Annotated in this window: 18 protein-coding genes; 1 reads left to right on the top strand and 17 read right to left on the bottom strand. The window is 40.8% G+C overall.

Features of this window, described 5'->3' with window-relative positions; translation table 11 throughout:
• Positions 1 to 171: 171 nt before the first annotated feature.
• The gene (locus LPB68_RS22300; RefSeq protein WP_082865816.1) at positions 172 to 378 is read left to right on the top strand and encodes a hypothetical protein; all 207 of its coding nucleotides are present in this window, start codon (positions 172 to 174) and stop codon (positions 376 to 378) included.
• On the opposite strand, the gene LPB68_RS12160 is transcribed toward LPB68_RS22300, so the two are convergent.
• From LPB68_RS12160 to LPB68_RS12080, 17 genes are all read right to left on the bottom strand, one after another.
• The gene (locus LPB68_RS12160) at positions 320 to 1153 is read right to left on the bottom strand and encodes an MBL fold metallo-hydrolase (protein WP_068660817.1); all 834 of its coding nucleotides are present in this window, start codon (positions 1151 to 1153) and stop codon (positions 320 to 322) included. The two genes, LPB68_RS22300 and LPB68_RS12160, sit on opposite strands and share 59 nt — an antisense overlap.
• Before the next feature lie 10 nt (positions 1154 to 1163).
• Complete coding sequence (yycI, locus tag LPB68_RS12155; protein ID WP_068660819.1) at positions 1164 to 1910, bottom strand: two-component system regulatory protein YycI; 747 nt, start codon at positions 1908 to 1910, stop codon at positions 1164 to 1166.
• Between the two features lie 43 nt (positions 1911 to 1953).
• Positions 1954 to 3231 carry a YycH family regulatory protein gene (locus LPB68_RS12150; RefSeq protein WP_068660821.1) on the bottom strand — a complete coding sequence of 426 codons (1278 nt, stop codon included), beginning with the start codon at positions 3229 to 3231 and terminating at the stop codon, positions 1954 to 1956.
• Positions 3228 to 5054 carry a cell wall metabolism sensor histidine kinase WalK gene (walK, locus tag LPB68_RS12145; protein ID WP_068660823.1) on the bottom strand — a complete coding sequence of 609 codons (1827 nt, stop codon included), beginning with the start codon at positions 5052 to 5054 and terminating at the stop codon, positions 3228 to 3230. Before walK ends, LPB68_RS12150 begins: the two co-directional genes overlap by 4 nt.
• Positions 5054 to 5779, bottom strand: coding sequence for a response regulator YycF (gene yycF / locus LPB68_RS12140; protein ID WP_068660825.1), 726 nt, complete (start codon positions 5777 to 5779; stop codon positions 5054 to 5056). The genes walK and yycF overlap by 1 nt, the downstream gene beginning before the upstream one ends.
• Before the next feature lie 150 nt (positions 5780 to 5929).
• Positions 5930 to 7498, bottom strand: a complete 1569-nt coding sequence (locus tag LPB68_RS12135) for a M23 family metallopeptidase (RefSeq protein ID WP_082865817.1) — start codon at positions 7496 to 7498, stop codon at positions 5930 to 5932.
• 415 nt (positions 7499 to 7913) lie between these two features.
• Positions 7914 to 8528 (bottom strand): hypothetical protein, encoded by a 615-nt coding sequence (locus LPB68_RS12130; protein WP_068660829.1) that lies wholly within the window; start codon positions 8526 to 8528, stop codon positions 7914 to 7916.
• 277 nt (positions 8529 to 8805) lie between these two features.
• Positions 8806 to 10092, bottom strand: coding sequence for an adenylosuccinate synthase (locus LPB68_RS12125; protein ID WP_068660831.1), 1287 nt, complete (start codon positions 10090 to 10092; stop codon positions 8806 to 8808).
• Positions 10093 to 10325: 233 nt separating this feature from the next.
• A complete protein-coding gene (dnaB, locus tag LPB68_RS12120; RefSeq protein ID WP_068660834.1) occupies positions 10326 to 11684 on the bottom strand; it encodes a replicative DNA helicase in 1359 nt (452 codons plus the stop codon).
• Position 11685: 1 nt separating this feature from the next.
• Positions 11686 to 12129 (bottom strand): 50S ribosomal protein L9, encoded by a 444-nt coding sequence (gene rplI / locus LPB68_RS12115; RefSeq protein ID WP_068660836.1) that lies wholly within the window; start codon positions 12127 to 12129, stop codon positions 11686 to 11688.
• Positions 12126 to 14123 (bottom strand): DHH family phosphoesterase, encoded by a 1998-nt coding sequence (locus tag LPB68_RS12110; RefSeq protein ID WP_068660838.1) that lies wholly within the window; start codon positions 14121 to 14123, stop codon positions 12126 to 12128. Before LPB68_RS12110 ends, rplI begins: the two co-directional genes overlap by 4 nt.
• Before the next feature lie 11 nt (positions 14124 to 14134).
• Positions 14135 to 15061: a DUF2232 domain-containing protein gene (locus LPB68_RS12105; RefSeq protein WP_237087889.1), complete on the bottom strand. Its 927-nt coding sequence runs from the start codon at positions 15059 to 15061 to the stop codon at positions 14135 to 14137.
• Positions 15058 to 15360 (bottom strand): MazG-like family protein, encoded by a 303-nt coding sequence (locus LPB68_RS12100; RefSeq protein WP_068660843.1) that lies wholly within the window; start codon positions 15358 to 15360, stop codon positions 15058 to 15060. Before LPB68_RS12100 ends, LPB68_RS12105 begins: the two co-directional genes overlap by 4 nt.
• 75 nt (positions 15361 to 15435) lie before the next feature.
• Entirely contained in the window at positions 15436 to 15873 is a 438-nt protein-coding gene (locus tag LPB68_RS12095) for a CBS domain-containing protein (protein WP_068660845.1), read from the bottom strand.
• Between the two features lie 91 nt (positions 15874 to 15964).
• Positions 15965 to 16999: an LCP family protein gene (locus LPB68_RS12090; RefSeq protein ID WP_068660847.1), complete on the bottom strand. Its 1035-nt coding sequence runs from the start codon at positions 16997 to 16999 to the stop codon at positions 15965 to 15967.
• A gap of 307 nt (positions 17000 to 17306) precedes the next feature.
• Positions 17307 to 18272, bottom strand: coding sequence for an ABC transporter ATP-binding protein (locus LPB68_RS12085; RefSeq protein ID WP_068660849.1), 966 nt, complete (start codon positions 18270 to 18272; stop codon positions 17307 to 17309).
• Complete coding sequence (locus LPB68_RS12080) at positions 18269 to 19258, bottom strand: ABC transporter ATP-binding protein (RefSeq protein ID WP_068660851.1); 990 nt, start codon at positions 19256 to 19258, stop codon at positions 18269 to 18271. Before LPB68_RS12080 ends, LPB68_RS12085 begins: the two co-directional genes overlap by 4 nt.
• Between the last annotated feature and the right edge of the window lie 29 nt (positions 19259 to 19287).

Below are 19287 nucleotides of genomic sequence, written 5' to 3'. Positions count from 1 at the left end.
TCAAACAGACTACACTAATATCATGACTAGTATCGTTGTGAAGTCACTTCATAGATTACATTCTGTTGTGTTCATTGTATCATACGTGATACTAGTATATAACCTTTTTACCCAGCCATATTGTGGTTAATAACGGGCTTTACACATTAATAGGAGAGTGGTGATTACTAAATGGAACAGAGAAGTATATCGCAGGATATCGTACATATGATGGCCAAACTTGGAGATATGAAGGATGAGCATTATCGAAATACCCTTGCCCTGAGTACCATGATTGAACTTCTAGTAGACAAGGGCATACTAACACGAGACGAATTGGCTACGAAGGCTGATGAACTGGATCAATTGATCTCTTGCTCACCTTATCCCATGGTGTAGGACGATCATAGAAAGTATCACACAATTGGAATTCCGTCTCTTTATAGAAACATCCGCGTTCTTCCATTGCATCGCGTACTGTCATTTTAGCCAAATCCATCATATTGTGATCTCGACTTAAATGTGCTAGATACGTACGTTTCGTATCGCCTGTAAGAAGTTCACTCATCGCTTCTCCAGAAGCAACATTAGAGAGATGGCCCATATCACCAAGAATACGTCGTTTCGTATTCCATGGATAACGCCCCATTCGTAATAATTCTATATCGTGATTAGCTTCCAGAACCAATACATCTGCATTCGAGAGAGCTTGCTTTACTTTATCACTAACATAACCCAGATCCGTAGCTACACTAAGTTTCTCATCATCCTCATAGAAGTTATATCCTACGGGTTCTGCCGCGTCATGCGAAATCCCAAATGATTCCACACGTAATGTGCCGAAGTCCTTCGCCTCACCACTATCCATAACAATCCGATTCTCTTCTGCAATTTTACCTATCGATTTATCCATAGCATCCCATGTCTTCTCATTCGCATAAATAGGAAGATTATATTTACGAGCCACTGGACCTAGTCCCTTAATATGATCAGAATGCTCATGCGTCACTAGAATACCATCGATATCCCCACCATTCAGATCCCGCTCCTTTAATAACTCATCCACCCGACGTGCACTGAATCCAGCGTCAATCAATAGCGTTGTCTCACCGTTCGTGACTACTGTTGCGTTCCCTGTCGACCCACTAGACAATACTGTAAAAGATATTCCCATAACTCACACTCTACTCCTTCACTTTTTCTGTCTTGGAACTAATAACGTCCCCACTGATGCCTTGTACATAATACACTTCATTCTCAAGTGTGAAGCGCCACGCAGGTGCAGCCACTTGATTCTCCGAATTAAACATCTCGCCATAATAACCTAACTGTATATCCTTCACAACAGAATTAGGCGCAATATATTTATTGATTAAAGTAGCTAATGCATCAACGGCAGTTAGTACCTTTTGTTGTTCTTCTTCATTGGACGAAACAATCTTTATCTCGGACAATTGATATGAAGTTATTTTACGGTCAGTATAATGTAACTTTAGCTTCAACTGATCATTAAAAAGTGGCCATTCCGATTCTACCAAAGGATGAAATACAAAGACCCCATTCTCACTTTCCATAGAATCATAACGATACTCTTCGAATCTAGGAATCTGATCCTCCAGTGCTTTGACTAAGTCATCACCCATGAAAACTAACTTACTATCCACTGGTTCATCCAGTTCGACAGGTTCCACCGATTCATCATTTATATAGTGATAGTTAATCTTAGGAAGTACTGGGGTTCCCGCAGGAATAAGGCATAGGATCTGAATATTCTTCTCTTGCATGATGATCTGAGTATTCTCATCTAGTGATGTATAATCCAGACTACTTGTTACTTGTTCACTTACATCATTCCACAATTGATAGCCTAGCACGAGATTTAATAATAAGAAAGCATAGATCAAAACATTCTTAGCCCTTCCCCAATCCATTCCCATCCCCCCTGTTCTCAATCATTTCTATGATCTCAATTTATCAATCCAGCACGATGACTGCACCAGATTTAAGATTAACCGCCCACACAGGTTTTAATTGTAGACCTTTGTCTGTCCTTGTAGGTAAGTAAGCCGGATATAAATCGACGATTTCTGATTGCTGACTTATGCTCTTCAATTTATACCTTAGATCATCTCCACCAGATAACGTCTTCATTTCCTTCTTCGCTTCCTCGGGTTGTATATAAATGAGCGATCTCTCGTAGGTCGATACGGTTCCTTGGTGTAAGTTAAGCTTGATCAACCCATATTGGAACTGTGGTGTTTCCAGAATAGGATAGGTGCCGTAATACTGCTGGAACTCCACCTCATTCTGGTCTATACCTCCGCCAGCAAGGCTTAGCCGATAATCACCATTCCAGCCTCCGTGCTGGTTGACGAAATCGACAGCGGCTAACACTTCTTTGGCTATGTCGTCTTCTCCATCAGGCAAAGCGGCAGGATCGCTATAACTCATCCATTTCTGTTCCTGTCTTACTTGTAAACTACGCTTACTATCCGTATAAATTTCCGAGCCATCCTTCTCCTTGATATTACGAGTAATGCTGGGATCGAAGAATAAACTACGCTGCATTTGTTCTGAGGTATAGGCATCGACACCTATTGTAGCTGCTACCATTTCCACTTCGGTTTCTGGAATATAGTAGCTTCCATTCACAGACGAATAAGGTATCCACGATTGTCCGAAATCCACATGTTGTTGTACATCCTGTGCTGTAAGGTCAGCTTTTCCAGCCTCATATACAACGTCACCTTCTGTACTAAAGAATAAAGCACGTGCTTTAGACTCACTACTTACATTATAAATCCAGATTCGATTAATTTGCTCAGCTTGAAATAAAGAATCTGGTTGGATCTGCATCACACGTTGCAGCAATGACACTGGTACGCCCTCACCAAAACTTAATTCAATTCCTGGATTCTGGGTGCGAATTTCTGCCATATTGATGTCTTGCAAAGAGCGACGCTGAAAGCTATCGAAGCTCCGCCCCTCAAGGCGTGAGAAGATCAAATTATAGAACGTAGAATTCGGATAGAATATCGTATGTTTATCCTCACCCATATGAATAATCATTTTATTCGGATAAATAAGACTCTCTACATCAGATTCCGGGCCCATATATTCTGTCTTAATATAGCTCGTTGCCGACTTAATGACGGAGTCACTTCCTGGAAGACGATACATGAGATAATAACTCTCAACTAAACTACCTACGACTAACAAGACGAGTACTATGGACTTCAGCTTTTCTTTCATACCATCACACCCCCATCCTCAACTATTGGAAGTATGAAGCTAACTTTCGTACCTTGTTCAAGTTCAGATTGGAGTGTCATTATCCCTCCATGTGCGTTTACAATTTCCCGGGCAATCGAAAGGCCTAGACCCGTCCCTCCCATATTACGCGAACGTGCCTTGTCCACACGATAGAATCGGTCAAATATGTGATCTATATCTTTCTTTGGAATACCAATTCCTGTATCCTGTACTGAAATAGCAAGCTGATAGTCATCCGTCAACCTAGCTTCAAGCGTAACTAGACCACCATCTGGTGTATATTTAAGCGAATTGGATACTAAATTATCAAGTACCTGGTCAATTTGATCACGATCAAATAACACACTTTCAATACCCTCTTGCACTATAATGTTCGATTTAATATGCTTCTGTTGCATTTGAAAAGAAAACCGGTCCGTTACATCCTCCAACATCTCCAGTACATCCGTTGGTTCTTTACGTAAAGAAGACTCTTTATTATCCAGTCTGGATAAGTGAAGAAGATCCGTTACAAGTCGAATCATTCGTTCCGTCTCATTCTGAATAACGCCGACGAAGCGTTGGGCTAGCTGTGTATCCTCAATAGCTCCATCATCCAAAGCCTCAGTATAGCTCTTAATGGTTGTAAGTGGTGTCCGCAACTCATGCGATACATTAGCTACGAATTCACGCCGCGATGCCTCCAACTTCTCTTGTTCTGTTACATCCTGTAACACAACAATTGTCCCGGCAATCCCGAATTCTCGTCGATGAATCGATGTGAAAGTAACTCGTACCTTATATGCGGTATCTACTCCTGGAATACTCATCTCCAGTAATGCACTGTTCATAGACCCATCTGCCACGGCATGAGCTTGTTCAGAATCAAGTCCGAGTAGCTGTACGATGTCCTTCTGATCTGATTCATCCTCGTCTAGACTTAACATCGCGCTCGCTCGACGATTCATAAGAATAACATGTCCCGCTTCATCCGTGGCAATGACGCCATCACTCATATTCGTTAGAATCGAAGCTAACTTCTCCTTCTCCTCTTCATTCTGTAAGAGTGCATCACTTAGACGACTGGTCATATAGTTAAAGGCTTCACTTAATTGCCCAATTTCATCATTACCGAATACCGGCATCCGCTGTTCGAAGTTTCCTTCTGCCACTGCGGTCGCATGGCGTGTCATTTCTTTGATAGGCTGTGTAATTGTATGTGCTAGAATAACGCCAAGAATGGCCGTTAATCCTAATGCTAGTAACATACCAGAGATAAAGATATTATTAACTCGTCCAATCGTATCATGCAACTCCGTCATCGAAGCGACAATATAGATGGCACCCACAATTTTGCTATTATTAATGATGGGCTTCGCAACCACTCGTTTACGCTCATTATCCTCGTCAATTACGTACTCCTCGTTATCGCTAATCCCTTGGAGAGCACGGCTCACAACCGTCTGTGTATTCTTACGTCCCACATAATCAGCATGGGAAGATAGGGAGGTAATTAGTACCTTCCCACTGGCGTCCAGCACCTGAATTTCTACGCCACTCAGATTGAATAGATTATTGACGATTACTCCTAAGCTTTCAACCGAGTTCTTTCCCTCTTCGATATCGTCACCTAATTTATCTGCCGCCATCACAGAGAGTAGCTCTGCTTGCTCTTGCAAATCATTGGTGAAATTACTAGTAAGTGAATTCTTCATTGCACTCACGAAATAGACCCCGATGAGTTGCATCGCAATAAGAATCAACAGCATATATACAATAATAAGCTTTGCTTGAACGGTACGAAAAAAAGAGGCGGGTTTCATTACAGCCCTCCGTTTTTAAGGCTTCTCATCACATAACCAAGCCCCCTGCGTGTTAGAATATATTCTGGTTTGCTAGGGTTCTCCTCTATTTTTTCACGAAGCCTACGAATAGTCACATCCACCGTACGCACATCACCGAAATACTCAAATCCCCATACAGCTTGCAGCAGGTGCTCACGCGTCATCACTTTACCTGCATGTTTCACAAGATAGAATAGTAATTCATACTCCCGATGCGTCAAATCAAGTGCTTCGCCATTCTTATATACCAAATACATATCGGTATCAATAAACAAGTCGAAGAAAGGTATTCCTTGCTTTTCATCATCTATAATTTCTTCTGAAGGTGTTTCCTTCTTCGTCACTCTTCTCATATGTGCCTTAACCCGAGCTAGTAGCTCCCTTGTGCTAAAGGGCTTCGTCACATAATCATCTGCACCCATCTCTAATCCCAGTACCTTGTCAATTTCCCCATCTTTTGCTGTTAACATAATGATAGGAAAATGAAGTTGCGCAGCTCGTATTTCACGGCATACGTCCATTCCATCTTTACCGGGTAACATCAGATCAAGTAGCATAAGATCAGGCTTCTTAGATAACGCTAATTCAACAGCAGTAATGCCATCCAATGCACAGATAACATCGTACCCCTCTTTTTCTAAGTTGAATTTCAATATATCTGTAATGGGCTGTTCATCATCAACAACTAGAATGGTTCCTTGCATGAATATATCCCACCTTATATTTCAAGACATCGAATGTAAGACCTCTTTATATTTTAGCACACCTGATTATTGTCCACACCTTAATAACATCTTATATAGCACAAAAGAGCAGACCTCTATGGGTCATGCTCTTCTATCTTGAACAAAATTCTAGTTTAAGTATTTCATAGGATTCTGAGCGACATCATTTTTCTTTATTTCAAAATGTAAATGAGTGCCCGTCGAGCGTCCTGTATTCCCCATCACACCAATGCTACTTCCCTTCTCGATCGTCTGTCCTTGATTGACCGAGATACTACTTAAGTGACCATAAAGCGTTGTATACCCATTGCTATGATCTATAACAACGGCCTTTCCATAACCACTAATGTTTCCTGTGAAGGTAACTACTCCCTCATCAGAGGCCATAATCGTACGATTCCCCGATACAATATCGATACCTTTATGTGATCTTCCCCAGCGAGAGCCATATGTACTAGATATGGTTGCTCCACTTACAGGCCATGCAAATTGTCCTGAACCTTGCCCGGCAATCTTGGTTCCTTGCAGTACAACCTCGGTAACTGACTCTTTGATCACTTCCTGACCCAGCCATTGTTCATCAATGACTTGACCATTCTCTTTAGTCACGATATATTCCATGACTTTGAGTCCTTCCTGACCAGGACGAACCACTTTGGATTTCCCTGCTTCGAGTTCTTCTGTTTTTCTAATCTCGATCTGCGGAGCTGTCACAATCTCTTCAGCCACTTGTTCAACCGTGGTAACTGTGATTGGAAGCTTCGGTACAGTAAGCGTTAAAGTATCTCCTATTTGTAGATATTTCTCCTTAATATCAGGATTGTTTAGATATACCTGCTTCTCGGTAATTCCATATTTTTGTACGATAGAACCTAATGTATCCCCTTCTTTAATCGTATAGACGATGGGGGCTTCATTACTCTTAGACAGAAGTGCTGTTACATCCTCTACACTAAGTACCTGCTCAGGATCTACTGTAGTTGGTGTAACTGCAACTTCTTCGACAATTTTAACCGACTTAACAGATGATTCTGGAGCTTGCGCTGTACTCACTGTAGATGCTGTTACCGAACTACTCATTTGTTTAACTTGTAGTTGCTGTTTGGCTCCCTCAGGTAAATACTGTTGTGCTAGTTGTTCTAGAATATCATCTACCGTTTCTTGATCTTTAACAATCCCAATAACCTTACCATCAACCTTTAATTCTACGCCTTCGGCTTCTGCACTTAGCATCCCATCGAGTCTCTTAAGAGTAGCTTCGCTATTGACCTCTGCCTTAAAAGCTACCTCAGCTTCCGTAGTAATGTTCTCTGTATATAGAGTCATTTCCACATTCGGATATTTATTCTGATATTCCTGTCGTTTCCGGCTATATAATTGTTCGATTTGATTAGGGTTGTCGATACTTCCGATCACTTCATCCCCGACATATACGTTATAGTAGGCAATTTTGTTGGCATTTACATACTCATTACCTGCAAACACAAGACCTATTGTTATCACAATCCCAGTAGTTGTTACAAGCCACCATTTCTTACCTTTATTCTTAGTTTGAACTTGGCTCCATATAGAACGGATGAACCGTGATCCCTTACTATTATTGTCATCCTCATCCTCATGCTCATTAGGATGGATGAATCTCGTTATGCTCTTCTGGATATTCTTTATCCATGATACGTCATTGCTACCTTTCATCATTGAGCTCCTTTATAACCAATTAAAGAAGAATCGGTTTACCACTGAATCAAATTACATAAGCGATTATGAAATTGATTCCTATAAGTACGGTACCCGCATCTTCGAGTGATAAACTAAATTAACAATCACCCGTCTCCAAATGCTTATACTTCCCATTATTTTAATTTTAAGTCGATTCTTTCGAAAATTAGATGATTCTACCTTACTTCAGGGAGAGTCATCGATGAATAGAGAATTGTTTAAAAAGTATCAAAATTTTAACCTTTTATGTTCCTTGTTTACTTTACCATAACATTTAGATTCATTTCAACCTTTACCAAACATCAAAAAAACCCATTGTTATATGGGTTTTCAGATTTTTCCATTTATTTGTTAACTTATAATAAATGACAAATAAGTGACATTACTCATCTAATCACGGTCTAAGTAACGTTAGTAGCTTATCATATTCCTCATCATTCAGATATTCAGATAGAATACTCTCTACTTGTACAAGTTCTTGTTCAGTTAAGCCGTTCTCCATAGCAACGGTAATTTCTTGCACGCGCTCTTGGGGAAGTTTTGTCATTAATATGTTAAATATCTCTTCCTTGTCGCTGTCAATCATTTCATCTTTCTTCTGAACTAACTCATCTGGTGAAATAACAACTTGTTGATCCTGCTCTATCTGTAACTGCTCTTGTTGTCCGACTCCAGCAGCATCCTCTTTATAGTCCCCCCCCATGACAGGCAACGCATCCTCAACAGGCTCTTCCTCTTCAACAGTGGAAGTTGGATTGCTCTTCGTCTCTACGGGTACTTCATCTTTCACTAATGGGATGTCAGCATCTTTGGTATCCTTTGCGCCTAGTCCCATCATTCCTTGCAACATACTTCCAAAGGTCAAAGGTTCACCAGGTAGTTGTACATTATAACTTGCTAATATGGACTTTAGATAAGCATTTACAACCCAACCTGTAGTAGCAACGGTTAATGAGCTCACCAACATCACCATTAGGGCAACCTTACAAAACCAACCTACGAACTTCATCGTATATCCTCCTTAACATCCCATGATCCGATCACTATGTTCCCTATGATGCACAGTATTGCCCAGAAGATGTCCGTTTAATCCGTTGAATGATTACGTAACTATACAAGCAGAAACGGCTATGCCGTCCTTTTTCAAAGACGGCATAGCCGTTTCAGCGGAAATATAAGGATTAGATTATCAAATGAAACTTATATTTCCTTATATTTAAAAAAAGCCTGCCCGCCACAGTAGTGACAGACAAGCTTTATTCAACATCCCTTTGGAAAGCTACATGCTATTTATAGATTGGAAGAACCTGATTTGTCTGATCACGATTACGTCCTACGGAGAAGATTGCAATCGGAATACCTGTCAATTCGGATACTCGGTTCACATAGTTACGTGTGTTCTCTGGAAGATCAGCTAGCGTCTTCGCACCTGTAATATCTTCACTCCAACCTGGTAATTCTTCATATACCGCTTCACATTCTGCAAGCATCTTCAGGCTAGCTGGATATGTCGTGATCAACTCTCCACGATACATATAACCCGTACAAATTTTAACCGTTTTAAGACCTGACAGGACATCCAATGAGTTCAAAGATAATCCTGTTATCCCACTAACACGACGAGCATGTCGTACTACAACACTATCGAACCAACCTACACGACGTGCACGTCCAGTAACAGTACCATATTCATGGCCTGTCTCGCGAATATAGTCACCGACTTCATCGTTCAATTCTGTTGGGAATGGACCATCCCCGACACGAGTTGTATAAGATTTAGCCACTCCGATAACTTGCTGGATTTTGGATGGACCTACACCCGAACCGATACAAACTCCACCCGCCGAAGGGTTCGATGAAGTAACATAAGGATAGGTTCCTTGGTCGATGTCTAACATCACACCTTGAGCTCCTTCGAACAACACTTTACGGTTCTCATCAATAGCATCATTCAAAACAACGGATGTATCCGTTACATAATGGCGAATAATCTCAGCATATTCCAGATATTGCTTTAGAGTCTCTTCTACATCAATTGGCTCCACACCATATACCTGTTCAAGTACGTGATTCTTCTCTTGCATCATTTGACGAAGTCTAGATTCAAATTCCTCCGCATCCATAAGATCTGAGATACGAATACCGTTACGTGCAGCTTTATCCATATAACAAGGGCCAATCCCCTTACGAGTCGTACCAATCTTATTAGCACCTTTACGATCTTCTTCAAGTGCATCAAGCACCATGTGATACGGCATAATGACATGTGCACGGTCGCTTATAACTAAATTATTAGTAGTAAATCCATTGTCATGGATATAATTTATTTCTTCGATGAGTGCAGCTGGGTTAATAACCATTCCATTACCAATAACGCATACTTTATTTTCGTAGAATACGCCAGATGGAATAAGGCTTAACTTAAACTTCTTATCGTCAATCAGAATGGTATGGCCGGCATTGTTACCGCCCTGATACCGGGCCACCACATCGGCGCTCTCTGCGAGAAAGTCTGTGATTTTCCCTTTGCCTTCGTCTCCCCATTGTGTTCCCACAACGACTACTGTTGACATATTCATTCCCCTTTTGGTGCTAATACACCTATTATTGAAATCATAATCAGTATCTTAGTATATGGTTCACATTTCTAAACCATACACGATACTATCCTACACTAAAGCAGCAATAATAGTTTATCAGTCCCCTTTTTTAATGTCAAACAAAAAACGAACAATCACTATATAAAAAGTGTGATTGTTCGGATATAGAATATAATTTGCGGTGATCAAGGATAAATTTTGCTTTATCATCCTGCAAATGGGTCGGAATGTGCATGCTCATAATTAACGAATTTATTAAAGTTTTTTAGGAAGACCAACTCAACTGTTCCAACTGGACCATTACGTTGCTTAGCAATAATAATTTCAATAATATTCTTCTTCTCCGTATCCGCATTGTAGTAATCATCACGGTATAAGAAAGAAACGATATCAGCATCTTGCTCAATAGATCCAGACTCACGCAAGTCACTCATCATCGGCCGTTTGTCTTGACGTTGCTCTACCCCACGGCTTAACTGAGACAAGGCTACGACAGGCACTTCAAGCTCACGAGCAATCTGCTTCAGAGTACGGGAGATTTCAGATACTTCCTGCTGACGATTTTCTCCGGCCTTGCCACGACCTTGAATCAACTGAAGATAATCGATCACAATCATCCCAAGACCATTCTCTTTCTTCAGCCGGCGACATTTTGAACGAATATCAGCTACCGTTACACCTGGCGTATCATCGATATAGATATCTGCTTCGGATAATGATGAGATTCCCATCGTAAGCTTGGCCCAATCATCATCTTTGAAATCCCCAGTTCGCATCACATTGGCGTCTAGATTCGCTTCGGCACAGATCATACGTTGTACAAGCTGGGGTGCTGACATTTCCAGACTGAAGATAGCTACTGTTTCATTGGCACGGACGGCAACATTCTGAGCTATATTCAATGCAAATGCCGTTTTACCTACAGAAGGTCGGGCTGCTACGATGATAAGGTCGTTACGTTGGAATCCATTGGTCATTTTATCTAGATCCACGAATCCTGTTGGAATACCTGACGTACCACCTTTATTCTCATGTAGCATTTCTACACGATCGAATACCTCCATCAAGACATCACGGATTAGAACAAACCCGCTCCCACTACGACGATTGGAGATCTCCAGAATTTTACGCTCGGCATCCCCAAGCATACCTGATACATCTTCACCACCGGTATATCCTTCACTAACAATTTGTGTAGCTGTGCGAATAAGGCGGCGCAACATAGACTTCTCTTCAATAATCTGCGCGTAATAATCTACGTTTGCAGCTGTTGGCACGGAATGTGCCAATCTCGCTAAATAACTGACACCACCGATTTCCTCCAGTTGTCCACGGTCCTGCAATAAAGAAGTCAATGTCACTAGATCAATCGGTTGATTACCTTCACCTAGTTGTAACATCGCCTCAAAAATTAATTGATGTGGTTTATCATAGAAATCATCCGTGTTGATACGCTCCATTGCAGTAATTAAAGCTTCATCCTGCAATAATATCGCACCAATGACAGCCTGTTCCGCCTCTAAATTCTGTGGTGGAATCCGATCAAAGAACAACTCTCCACCCATTTTAACCCTCCGTTACTTGAACCTTAAGCGTTGCCTTCACTTCAGGATGTAGCTTAACTGGAACCTGAGTTACACCCAAGTGCCGAATCGGTTCACTTAATTCAATCTTACGTTTATCTATTTTTACACCTTTAGCTGCTAGTGCTTCGGCAATTTGCTTACTTGTAATAGCTCCGAACAATCGGCCGCCTTCACCCGCTTTAGTAGCAAGTTCTATCGTCAATTCCTCAAGTTTTTTACCTAGAACGATGGCCTCATCTTTTTCTTGTTGTTTACGTTTTTGTTCTGCTGATACTTGATTCTCAAGCGTCTTCATATTGCCATCCGTTGCTGCACGTGCTAATCCACGAGGGAACAGAAAATTCGCTGCATACCCTTCCGATACTTCTTTTACATCACCTTTTTTAGCTTGGCCCTTCATATCCTTTATAAAAATAACTTTCATTCGAATAGACCCTCTTTCTCCTCAATTTGTTGCAATACCTCTATTAATTTAGCTTCGGCTTCTGTTACCGTACACTTTAGTTGTACAGCTGCATTGGTTAAATGTCCACCTCCGCCTAACATTTCCATCACAACCTGCACATTCATACGTCCTAGCGAGCGAGCACTAATACCTACCATCCCATCCGGACGTTCACTTATTACAAAAGAGGATACGACATCTGTCATCGTCAGAAGTGTATCTGCTACCTGCGCAATCAACAGTTGTGAAATAACGACTCCCTGCTCCGTTACCGCTAAAGCGATGTGTTGATGAATCATCTTCGCGTTCTTGATGATTTCCGCCTTGGCTAAGTATTCCTGAAGATCCTCTTTTAACATCCGTTGAATCATAACTGTATCCGCACCACTTCGTCGTAAGAATCCTGCAGCCTCAAAAGTTCTAGAACCCGTATGAAGCGCAAAATGCTTCGTGTCCACAATAATCCCTGCCAACAACATCGTGGCTTCGATCTGCGTCAGTTGTATTTTTTCGTGAATATATTGTAGTAACTCTGTAACTAACTCACAAGCTGATGAAGCGTAAGGCTCCATATAGACAAGTACAGCATCATTAATGAACTCTTCACTACGTCGGTGATGGTCCACCACGACAATTCGGGTAGCATTGTGTACTAATTTAGGCTCCATAGTCATAGAAGCTTTATGCGTATCTACAACTACTAATAGACTATGTCCAGTGAGCATTTGTAAGGCTTGTTCTGGTGTTATAAATCGTTCTACTAATTTCTCATCTTTCTCTACCTGTATTAACATACGTTCAATCGAAGGATTATTACCCGATAATACAATATAAGCCTCTACATTATACATCTGTGCTGCTTTGAGTAATCCAATGGAAGCACCGATAACATCCATATCCGGCATTCGATGTCCCATAATGAATACCTTATCGCTCTCTTGCATGAGATCTCGAAGAGCATGTGCGATCACTCTAGCGCGAACTCGCGTCCGTTTCTCTACCGCATTCGATTTTCCTCCATAAAAAGATAATCGCTGTCCGTCCTTCACTGCAGCCTGATCTCCACCACGCCCAAGCGCCATATCAAGGCTTGATTGTGCAAGCTCTCCTAATTCAGAAATATCATTGGGGCCAAAAGCTAGTCCAACACTCAATGTCATTGGAACCTTAAGATCAGCCGTCATTTCCCGTACTTCGTCTAGAATAACAAAGCGACTTTTCTCCAACTCTTGCAGCGATTCATGACTCAACATCATGAGGTATCGATCTGAAGAAAGACGACGTAAGTATACACCATATGCTTTTGCCCAGAGAGTAATCACGTTCGCAGCCTTCGCAATAAGCGCCGTCCGCTGTTGATCATCCATCCCTTGTGAAGCTTCATCGAGATTATCTAAAGAGATCATACCCAATGCTAATTTCTCATCATTATATTGATTTTTTAGGATGGCGAGATCAGTAATATCATGTAAATACACAAGTCGCTCATCCGGAATGACGATTAACTCATAGTAGCGATCCTCATGTTGCATCTCAACACGATGCTCTTTATGTGGATGAGAGTGATCCTTAGCCTCTTTCTTATCACTAATCGCTGTAATTAACGGTGGGAATACATCCTGTAAAGCGGTTCCGATCAGTGACTTACGCTTAAACATATTGCTAACATAATGATTATTCCATTCGATATTACGATCTTCACTATATAGTACAATACCAAAGGGAAGCATACTTATCGCTTCGCTTTCTACCCGTTTAATACGGAATGAAAGCCCATTGATATATTCAAGTAGATCTTTTCGGAATGCCATTTCCGTCTTTAACATTATATAACTGAGAACAGCTACAATACACAGACAGATGATTCCAAGTGGCCAATTGTACCACGATACAAAGATCACGAGCAGCAATAAAAGCATAAACGCCCATACGCTTTGATAGCCGTGCCAGCGTCTCTGTAGAAATTTAGGCATGACTCTCCATCCTATCGTTTTGGTTTAGTCATTAGCTGACGCAATGGGAATGCGATATCTAGAATACCGATAATAGCCATGGGTGGAAATAATAATACAGGAATGGCTATTAAGAACGGTATAATGCTATGCCATTTACGAATATACGCTAGGTAAAAGAAGAACCCTATGGCCTGAATTGCGAAGAATACGTTCAATATAGGAACCAGATTCGCAGAAATCATATTTAAATAACCACTATCTGAGTTGTATGCAATCATATCAATGACAACACCAATTAAGTAATACCATATTAATGATCTGGGGAATCTCCATTCCCTTGCTGGTATAAGCTTCGGCACACTGTAGCCCATACCCGATAGAATAGGGCGGACAATGACATGTGAGATTATAGCCATCAAGAACGAGCTAACAATCAATGCATAAGGTATTCTTTGAATTGTCATATCCACCAATAAACTCATGTCCTCTGTCGACGGTAGCAAATCTGTTGAAAGGCCGTTACTAGCTACCATATCCTGCAGTGGCTTCATCGTGATGTTAACGATATCCTGCATATATTGTGAAAGATCGAATTGGAACAAGACCGTTCCAATAAAGAGTAGCAGGAGCATCTCCACTAGAATTGTAGCTGCTCCAACAACAATAGTCCGTAGGGCGGTTGCCCGTCTCTTATAACATCTTCCCATGAAGATGGCTGGGACAGCAAAATACAATGCCATCAACAAATAAATGGGATGGATCAGAAATGCAACGATCCATACTGGAATGACATGAATCATAAATCCTTTAGTATCTAATATGTTAAACAATACAATTACCGGCACAATCAACAACAATGCCGTGATCAGCGATAAATTAGTTAGCAATGATAGAATGAGGATTATATAAATCCCAGTCCAAGCTAACGACTTCCAGCTCGATTTCAATAGTTTCACCTCTTACGTAAATGTTCTTCAAGTGAGGAAATATCCTGGTACCATTCCTCCAATTGATGTCCTTCTTGCTTATGTTTTTTTAATTTGTCAATTAACAACTCGTCAATTTCACGGTAAGACACGCCTAGCCTTCGCCCTAAGATGTATGAACTCATGATCAAGCTAGCAAGACTGTCGCTAACACGAGCTGTACTACCTTCCCATAGTGCTTTGAATAAACGGGATACATGATCGACCACTTCAGTTTTCAGCCATTCAATCACTTTAGCACGTTTGGCTACATCCAAATCCTTAGGCATGTTGGACACGTTAACCTCCCCAAAAAAGCTTTATTCTTGATTATATCATAACCTATGCCTACACTACAGAGATAACTAATATGATTTCGAGCCACCTTCTACCGACTCTTTAGATACGAATTTTTCACAATATTCAATAATCTGACTTCTCCGAACAATACCTATGAATCGGTTCATATCATCAACGACAGGCACAAAGTTCTGAACCTTAGCGAGATTTATCAGATCCTCCATATTCGCATTAATTGAAACAGGCTTATTACTCATCTTAATGGGGATATCCTTAATCAGAAATTTCGTGGCATTCTCAAAAGTAACTTTCCCTTCAGAATTTTTCATATACCATAATAAATCACCTTCAGTGATTGTACCCGCATATTGACCATCATTATCCAACATAGGTACAGATGTATACCTATGGAACTCCATCTTCTCCAATGTCTGTCTTAACGTTGATTCCAACGTCAAGCATACCACTTCCTGCTTGGGAAGTAGAAAAAAAGCAATATTCATATGACATGATCCTCCTAATCTTGTTACAAAGTCCTCTAGCTTCATACGTTTATAACACCTAAATGTTCCAATAGAATCTAAATCAGCAGCCCTACTCGATTGGGCTGCTGACAGAAGTGTCTTTCATAGTTGTATTCTGATCATCCGGCATCAGTAACTGATAAGTTGATGTAGTGCTGTTCATCCAATTATCTATTAAGTCTTGAGCAAATTGAAGATCTTCTTCATCAGCTTCCTCATAAGATATACCATCCAATCGAATGTTCTCACCCATAACAGTATAACTTGTAATTTGTACTTCACTACCAGTTAATATCTGTTTAGCAAGATCAAGAATAAACTTGGGTTGCATATTCGTCTGAAAATTAGTCCCCATAATATCTAACAACTGTGGAATATTAGATACTTGGTTCACATTCATCATCTTCTTAGCTACCTGATCCAAGAAAACTTGCTGTCTCTTCGTACGATTGAAATCACTGTCCTCACGATATCTCACATAGTTCAAGGCGTCTGTACCATTGTAGGTTAATTGATTGGCTTTTACTGTGAATTTCTCATGATCGGCACCCTTGTTAACGATATCCTTTTGGATCGGGAGCTCTATACCACCAATCGCGTCGACCGCATCTTTCAATCCCACGAAATTAATCGTAGCATAATAATCTAAGCTATGATCGAGCAATTTCTCCATCGTATCTACAGCCATCTGTTCGCCGCCGAAAGCGAAGGCGTGATTAATCTTATCCTTCTTCCCCTTTCCCACAATCTCTGTGTAGGTGTCACGTGGAATGGATACCAACAATACCTTTGACTCCTTCGGGCGCATGACTGCATAGATCATCGTATCTGAACGAGCTGGCTCATCCTCACGTTGATCAGTGCCTAGTAGCAAGATTGAGAACGGCTTACTCTGAACTGCAATGGGCTCTGCCTTTGGTGTTCGAGTAGCTATATCTTCCTCAAGCGGCTTGTATGACTTCTCTTGCAACGTATTCTCTACCTGATCAGCTAGAAAAATATCAAATGCGAGCACTGCCAATGATTTGCGAAAAATATAGCCTCCTGCCAATATTAATACCAATACGATAGCAACGATTGTGAAACTTTTTGTTTTAGTCTTCATATTTGTGTCGTTCCTTCTTATATGTGGAATAGAGTTAAAATAAGTGAGTGATCATACCAAACTATTGTAAACGTTAAATCTCTAAAAGGAAACTGAAAAATACATACAATGCTAACAAGCATAAACGCCTTCGGCGTCCTTATAAGGACGGTAAGTGTTTAAGCGAGAAATATAAGCTATAAAGTATAGCGTAAAACTTATACTTTCTTATATTTTAAAAAAAGCGACAGAGAAAACTCTCCATCGCTTACGTTTCCCATATAACCATATGAGTGGACCTATTTATTTAGAAGATGTTTCTAATATCCTATACAAAATGACAAGCTACAAAATGATCATTTCCTACATTTCGATATTCTGGATTCCGTTGCTTACAAATATCAGAGGCGATTGGGCAACGTGTATGAAACTTGCATCCAGATGGTGGATTGGCCGGGCTAGGAATATCCCCTTGTAGAACAATCCGCTCCCGCTTAATCGTTGGATCTGGAATAGGTATAGCTGACATTAGAGCTTTGGTATACGGGTGTAATGGGTTTCGGAATAATTCTCTTTTCGGTGCCATCTCCACCATAGATCCTAGATACATCACCCCAACTCGGTCACATAGATGCTCAACCACGCTCAGATCATGAGAGATGAACAAGTACGTCAGACCTTTATCTTGCTGCAGATCGCTCAGAAGATTGATGATCTGTGCTTGTATAGATACATCCAGTGCTGATACAGGTTCGTCGGCTACAATGAATTCAGGATTCAAAATCAATGCACGTGCGATACCGATACGTTGTCTTTGTCCACCTGAGAATTCATGAGGATAACGCTGGTATTGATAACTAGCTAATCCACAAATATTCATCGTCTCTATCACACGTTCCTTGAGCTCCCTTGGATGAACTAATCCATGATCTAGCAATGCTTCACCAATCGCATCACCCACCTTAACTTTTGGGTTTAGTGAGCTATATGGATCCTGAAATACAATCTGTAGCTTCGGTCGAATTTTACGCAATTTATCTTTGGGAAGCTTATAGATATCTTGCCCCTTGAAGAATACATTACCTGAGGTCTTCTCTTGCAATCGGAGGATCGTACGACCAATCGTGCTTTTACCACAACCAGACTCACCCACAAGACCCAGAGATTCACCCTTATTAATTTGAAAAGAAACATCCTCAACCGCCTTGACATGGCCTACAGTCCGTGAGAATATACCACCCGTAATTGGAAAGTACTTCTTAAGGTTCTGAACTTCTAACAATGGTTGATTCATTGTACTTCCCTCTCCTCTTCATATAACCAGCAGGCTACTTTATGTTCGCCATTCGCAAGTGAACGAAATGGGGGTTGTTTCGCTTTACAAATATCCATACAGAACTCGCAGCGTGCATGAAAGTGGCAATTGTCTTCCAAATCCACAGGGTTAGGAACCTGTCCGGGAATCGAATATAATCGGTCTTTTTCTTGATTAATAATTGGTTTAGCTTTCAGAAGTCCTTGCGTATAAGGATGTTTAGGTTCTTTAAACAATTCTAATACAGGAGCCTCTTCAATCACTTTTCCAGCATACATAACGACAACATAATCAGCCATCTCAGCTACGACACCCAAGTCATGAGTAATAAGCATTATAGAAGTGTTCATTTTATTCTTAATCTCACGCATTAAGTCTAGTATCTGTGCCTGTATAGTTACATCTAAAGCTGTTGTTGGTTCATCAGCAATGAGTAGCTTCGGATTGCAACTAAGTGCAATGGCGATCATAATTCGTTGACGCATTCCTCCACTTAATTCATGAGGGAATGAATCGTATATTTTCTCCGCACGCGGAATTCCTACAAGATTTATTAATTCAATCGCCTTGAGTCGCGCCTCTTTACGATTCATCAGCAGATGAAGAATAATTGGTTCAGTGATCTGTTCCCCAATCGTCAATACCGGGTTAAGTGAAGACATCGGCTCTTGGAAAATAATTGAGATTTCATTCCCACGAATAAGACTCATATCACGCTTACTCATCTTCAGAATATCTTTGCCTTCAAACAGTATTTCTCCGCCAGCAATCTTACCCGGAGGTGTCTCAATCAACCGCATCAATGACATCGCTGTAACGCTTTTACCACATCCAGATTCCCCCACGACACATAATGTCTCACCCTCACGAATTGAAAAGCTAACATCATCAACCGCTTTAACAATCCCATCTGATGTATGAAAATGCGTCTTTAAATTACGGAATTCCACTACATTTTTAGCCATATCGCATCTCCTATCTTCAGCATCCGGGT

The sequence above is a fragment of the Paenibacillus crassostreae genome, assembly GCF_001857945.1.
Classification (GTDB): domain Bacteria; phylum Bacillota; class Bacilli; order Paenibacillales; family Paenibacillaceae; genus Paenibacillus_AQ; species Paenibacillus_AQ crassostreae.
The sequence above is the reverse complement of the archived record's forward strand: the minus strand, read 5'-3'. Positions and strand labels throughout refer to the sequence as shown.

Excerpts from the sequence above, each read along its gene's own strand:
- LPB68_RS12080 (WP_068660851.1), bottom strand. The coding sequence starts at position 19,258 with ATGGCTAAAAATGTAGTGGAATTCCGTAATTTAAAGACGCATTTTCAT.
- LPB68_RS12085 (WP_068660849.1), bottom strand. The coding sequence starts at position 18,272 with ATGAATCAACCATTGTTAGAAGTTCAGAACCTTAAGAAGTACTTTCCA.
- LPB68_RS12125 (WP_068660831.1), bottom strand. The coding sequence starts at position 10,092 with ATGTCAACAGTAGTCGTTGTGGGAACACAATGGGGAGACGAAGGCAAA.
- LPB68_RS12160 (WP_068660817.1), bottom strand. The coding sequence starts at position 1,153 with ATGGGAATATCTTTTACAGTATTGTCTAGTGGGTCGACAGGGAACGCA.
- LPB68_RS12130 (WP_068660829.1), bottom strand. The coding sequence starts at position 8,528 with ATGAAGTTCGTAGGTTGGTTTTGTAAGGTTGCCCTAATGGTGATGTTG.
- walK (WP_068660823.1), bottom strand. The coding sequence starts at position 5,054 with ATGAAACCCGCCTCTTTTTTTCGTACCGTTCAAGCAAAGCTTATTATT.
- LPB68_RS12095 (WP_068660845.1), bottom strand. The coding sequence starts at position 15,873 with ATGAATATTGCTTTTTTTCTACTTCCCAAGCAGGAAGTGGTATGCTTG.
- LPB68_RS12090 (WP_068660847.1), bottom strand. The coding sequence starts at position 16,999 with ATGAAGACTAAAACAAAAAGTTTCACAATCGTTGCTATCGTATTGGTA.
- LPB68_RS22300 (WP_082865816.1), top strand. The coding sequence starts at position 172 with ATGGAACAGAGAAGTATATCGCAGGATATCGTACATATGATGGCCAAA.
- yycF (WP_068660825.1), bottom strand. The coding sequence starts at position 5,779 with ATGCAAGGAACCATTCTAGTTGTTGATGATGAACAGCCCATTACAGAT.
- LPB68_RS12110 (WP_068660838.1), bottom strand. The coding sequence starts at position 14,123 with ATGCCTAAATTTCTACAGAGACGCTGGCACGGCTATCAAAGCGTATGG.
- LPB68_RS12135 (WP_082865817.1), bottom strand. The coding sequence starts at position 7,498 with ATGATGAAAGGTAGCAATGACGTATCATGGATAAAGAATATCCAGAAG.
- LPB68_RS12150 (WP_068660821.1), bottom strand. The coding sequence starts at position 3,231 with ATGAAAGAAAAGCTGAAGTCCATAGTACTCGTCTTGTTAGTCGTAGGT.
- yycI (WP_068660819.1), bottom strand. The coding sequence starts at position 1,910 with ATGGATTGGGGAAGGGCTAAGAATGTTTTGATCTATGCTTTCTTATTA.
- dnaB (WP_068660834.1), bottom strand. The coding sequence starts at position 11,684 with ATGGGTGGAGAGTTGTTCTTTGATCGGATTCCACCACAGAATTTAGAG.
- LPB68_RS12100 (WP_068660843.1), bottom strand. The coding sequence starts at position 15,360 with ATGCCTAAGGATTTGGATGTAGCCAAACGTGCTAAAGTGATTGAATGG.
- rplI (WP_068660836.1), bottom strand. The coding sequence starts at position 12,129 with ATGAAAGTTATTTTTATAAAGGATATGAAGGGCCAAGCTAAAAAAGGT.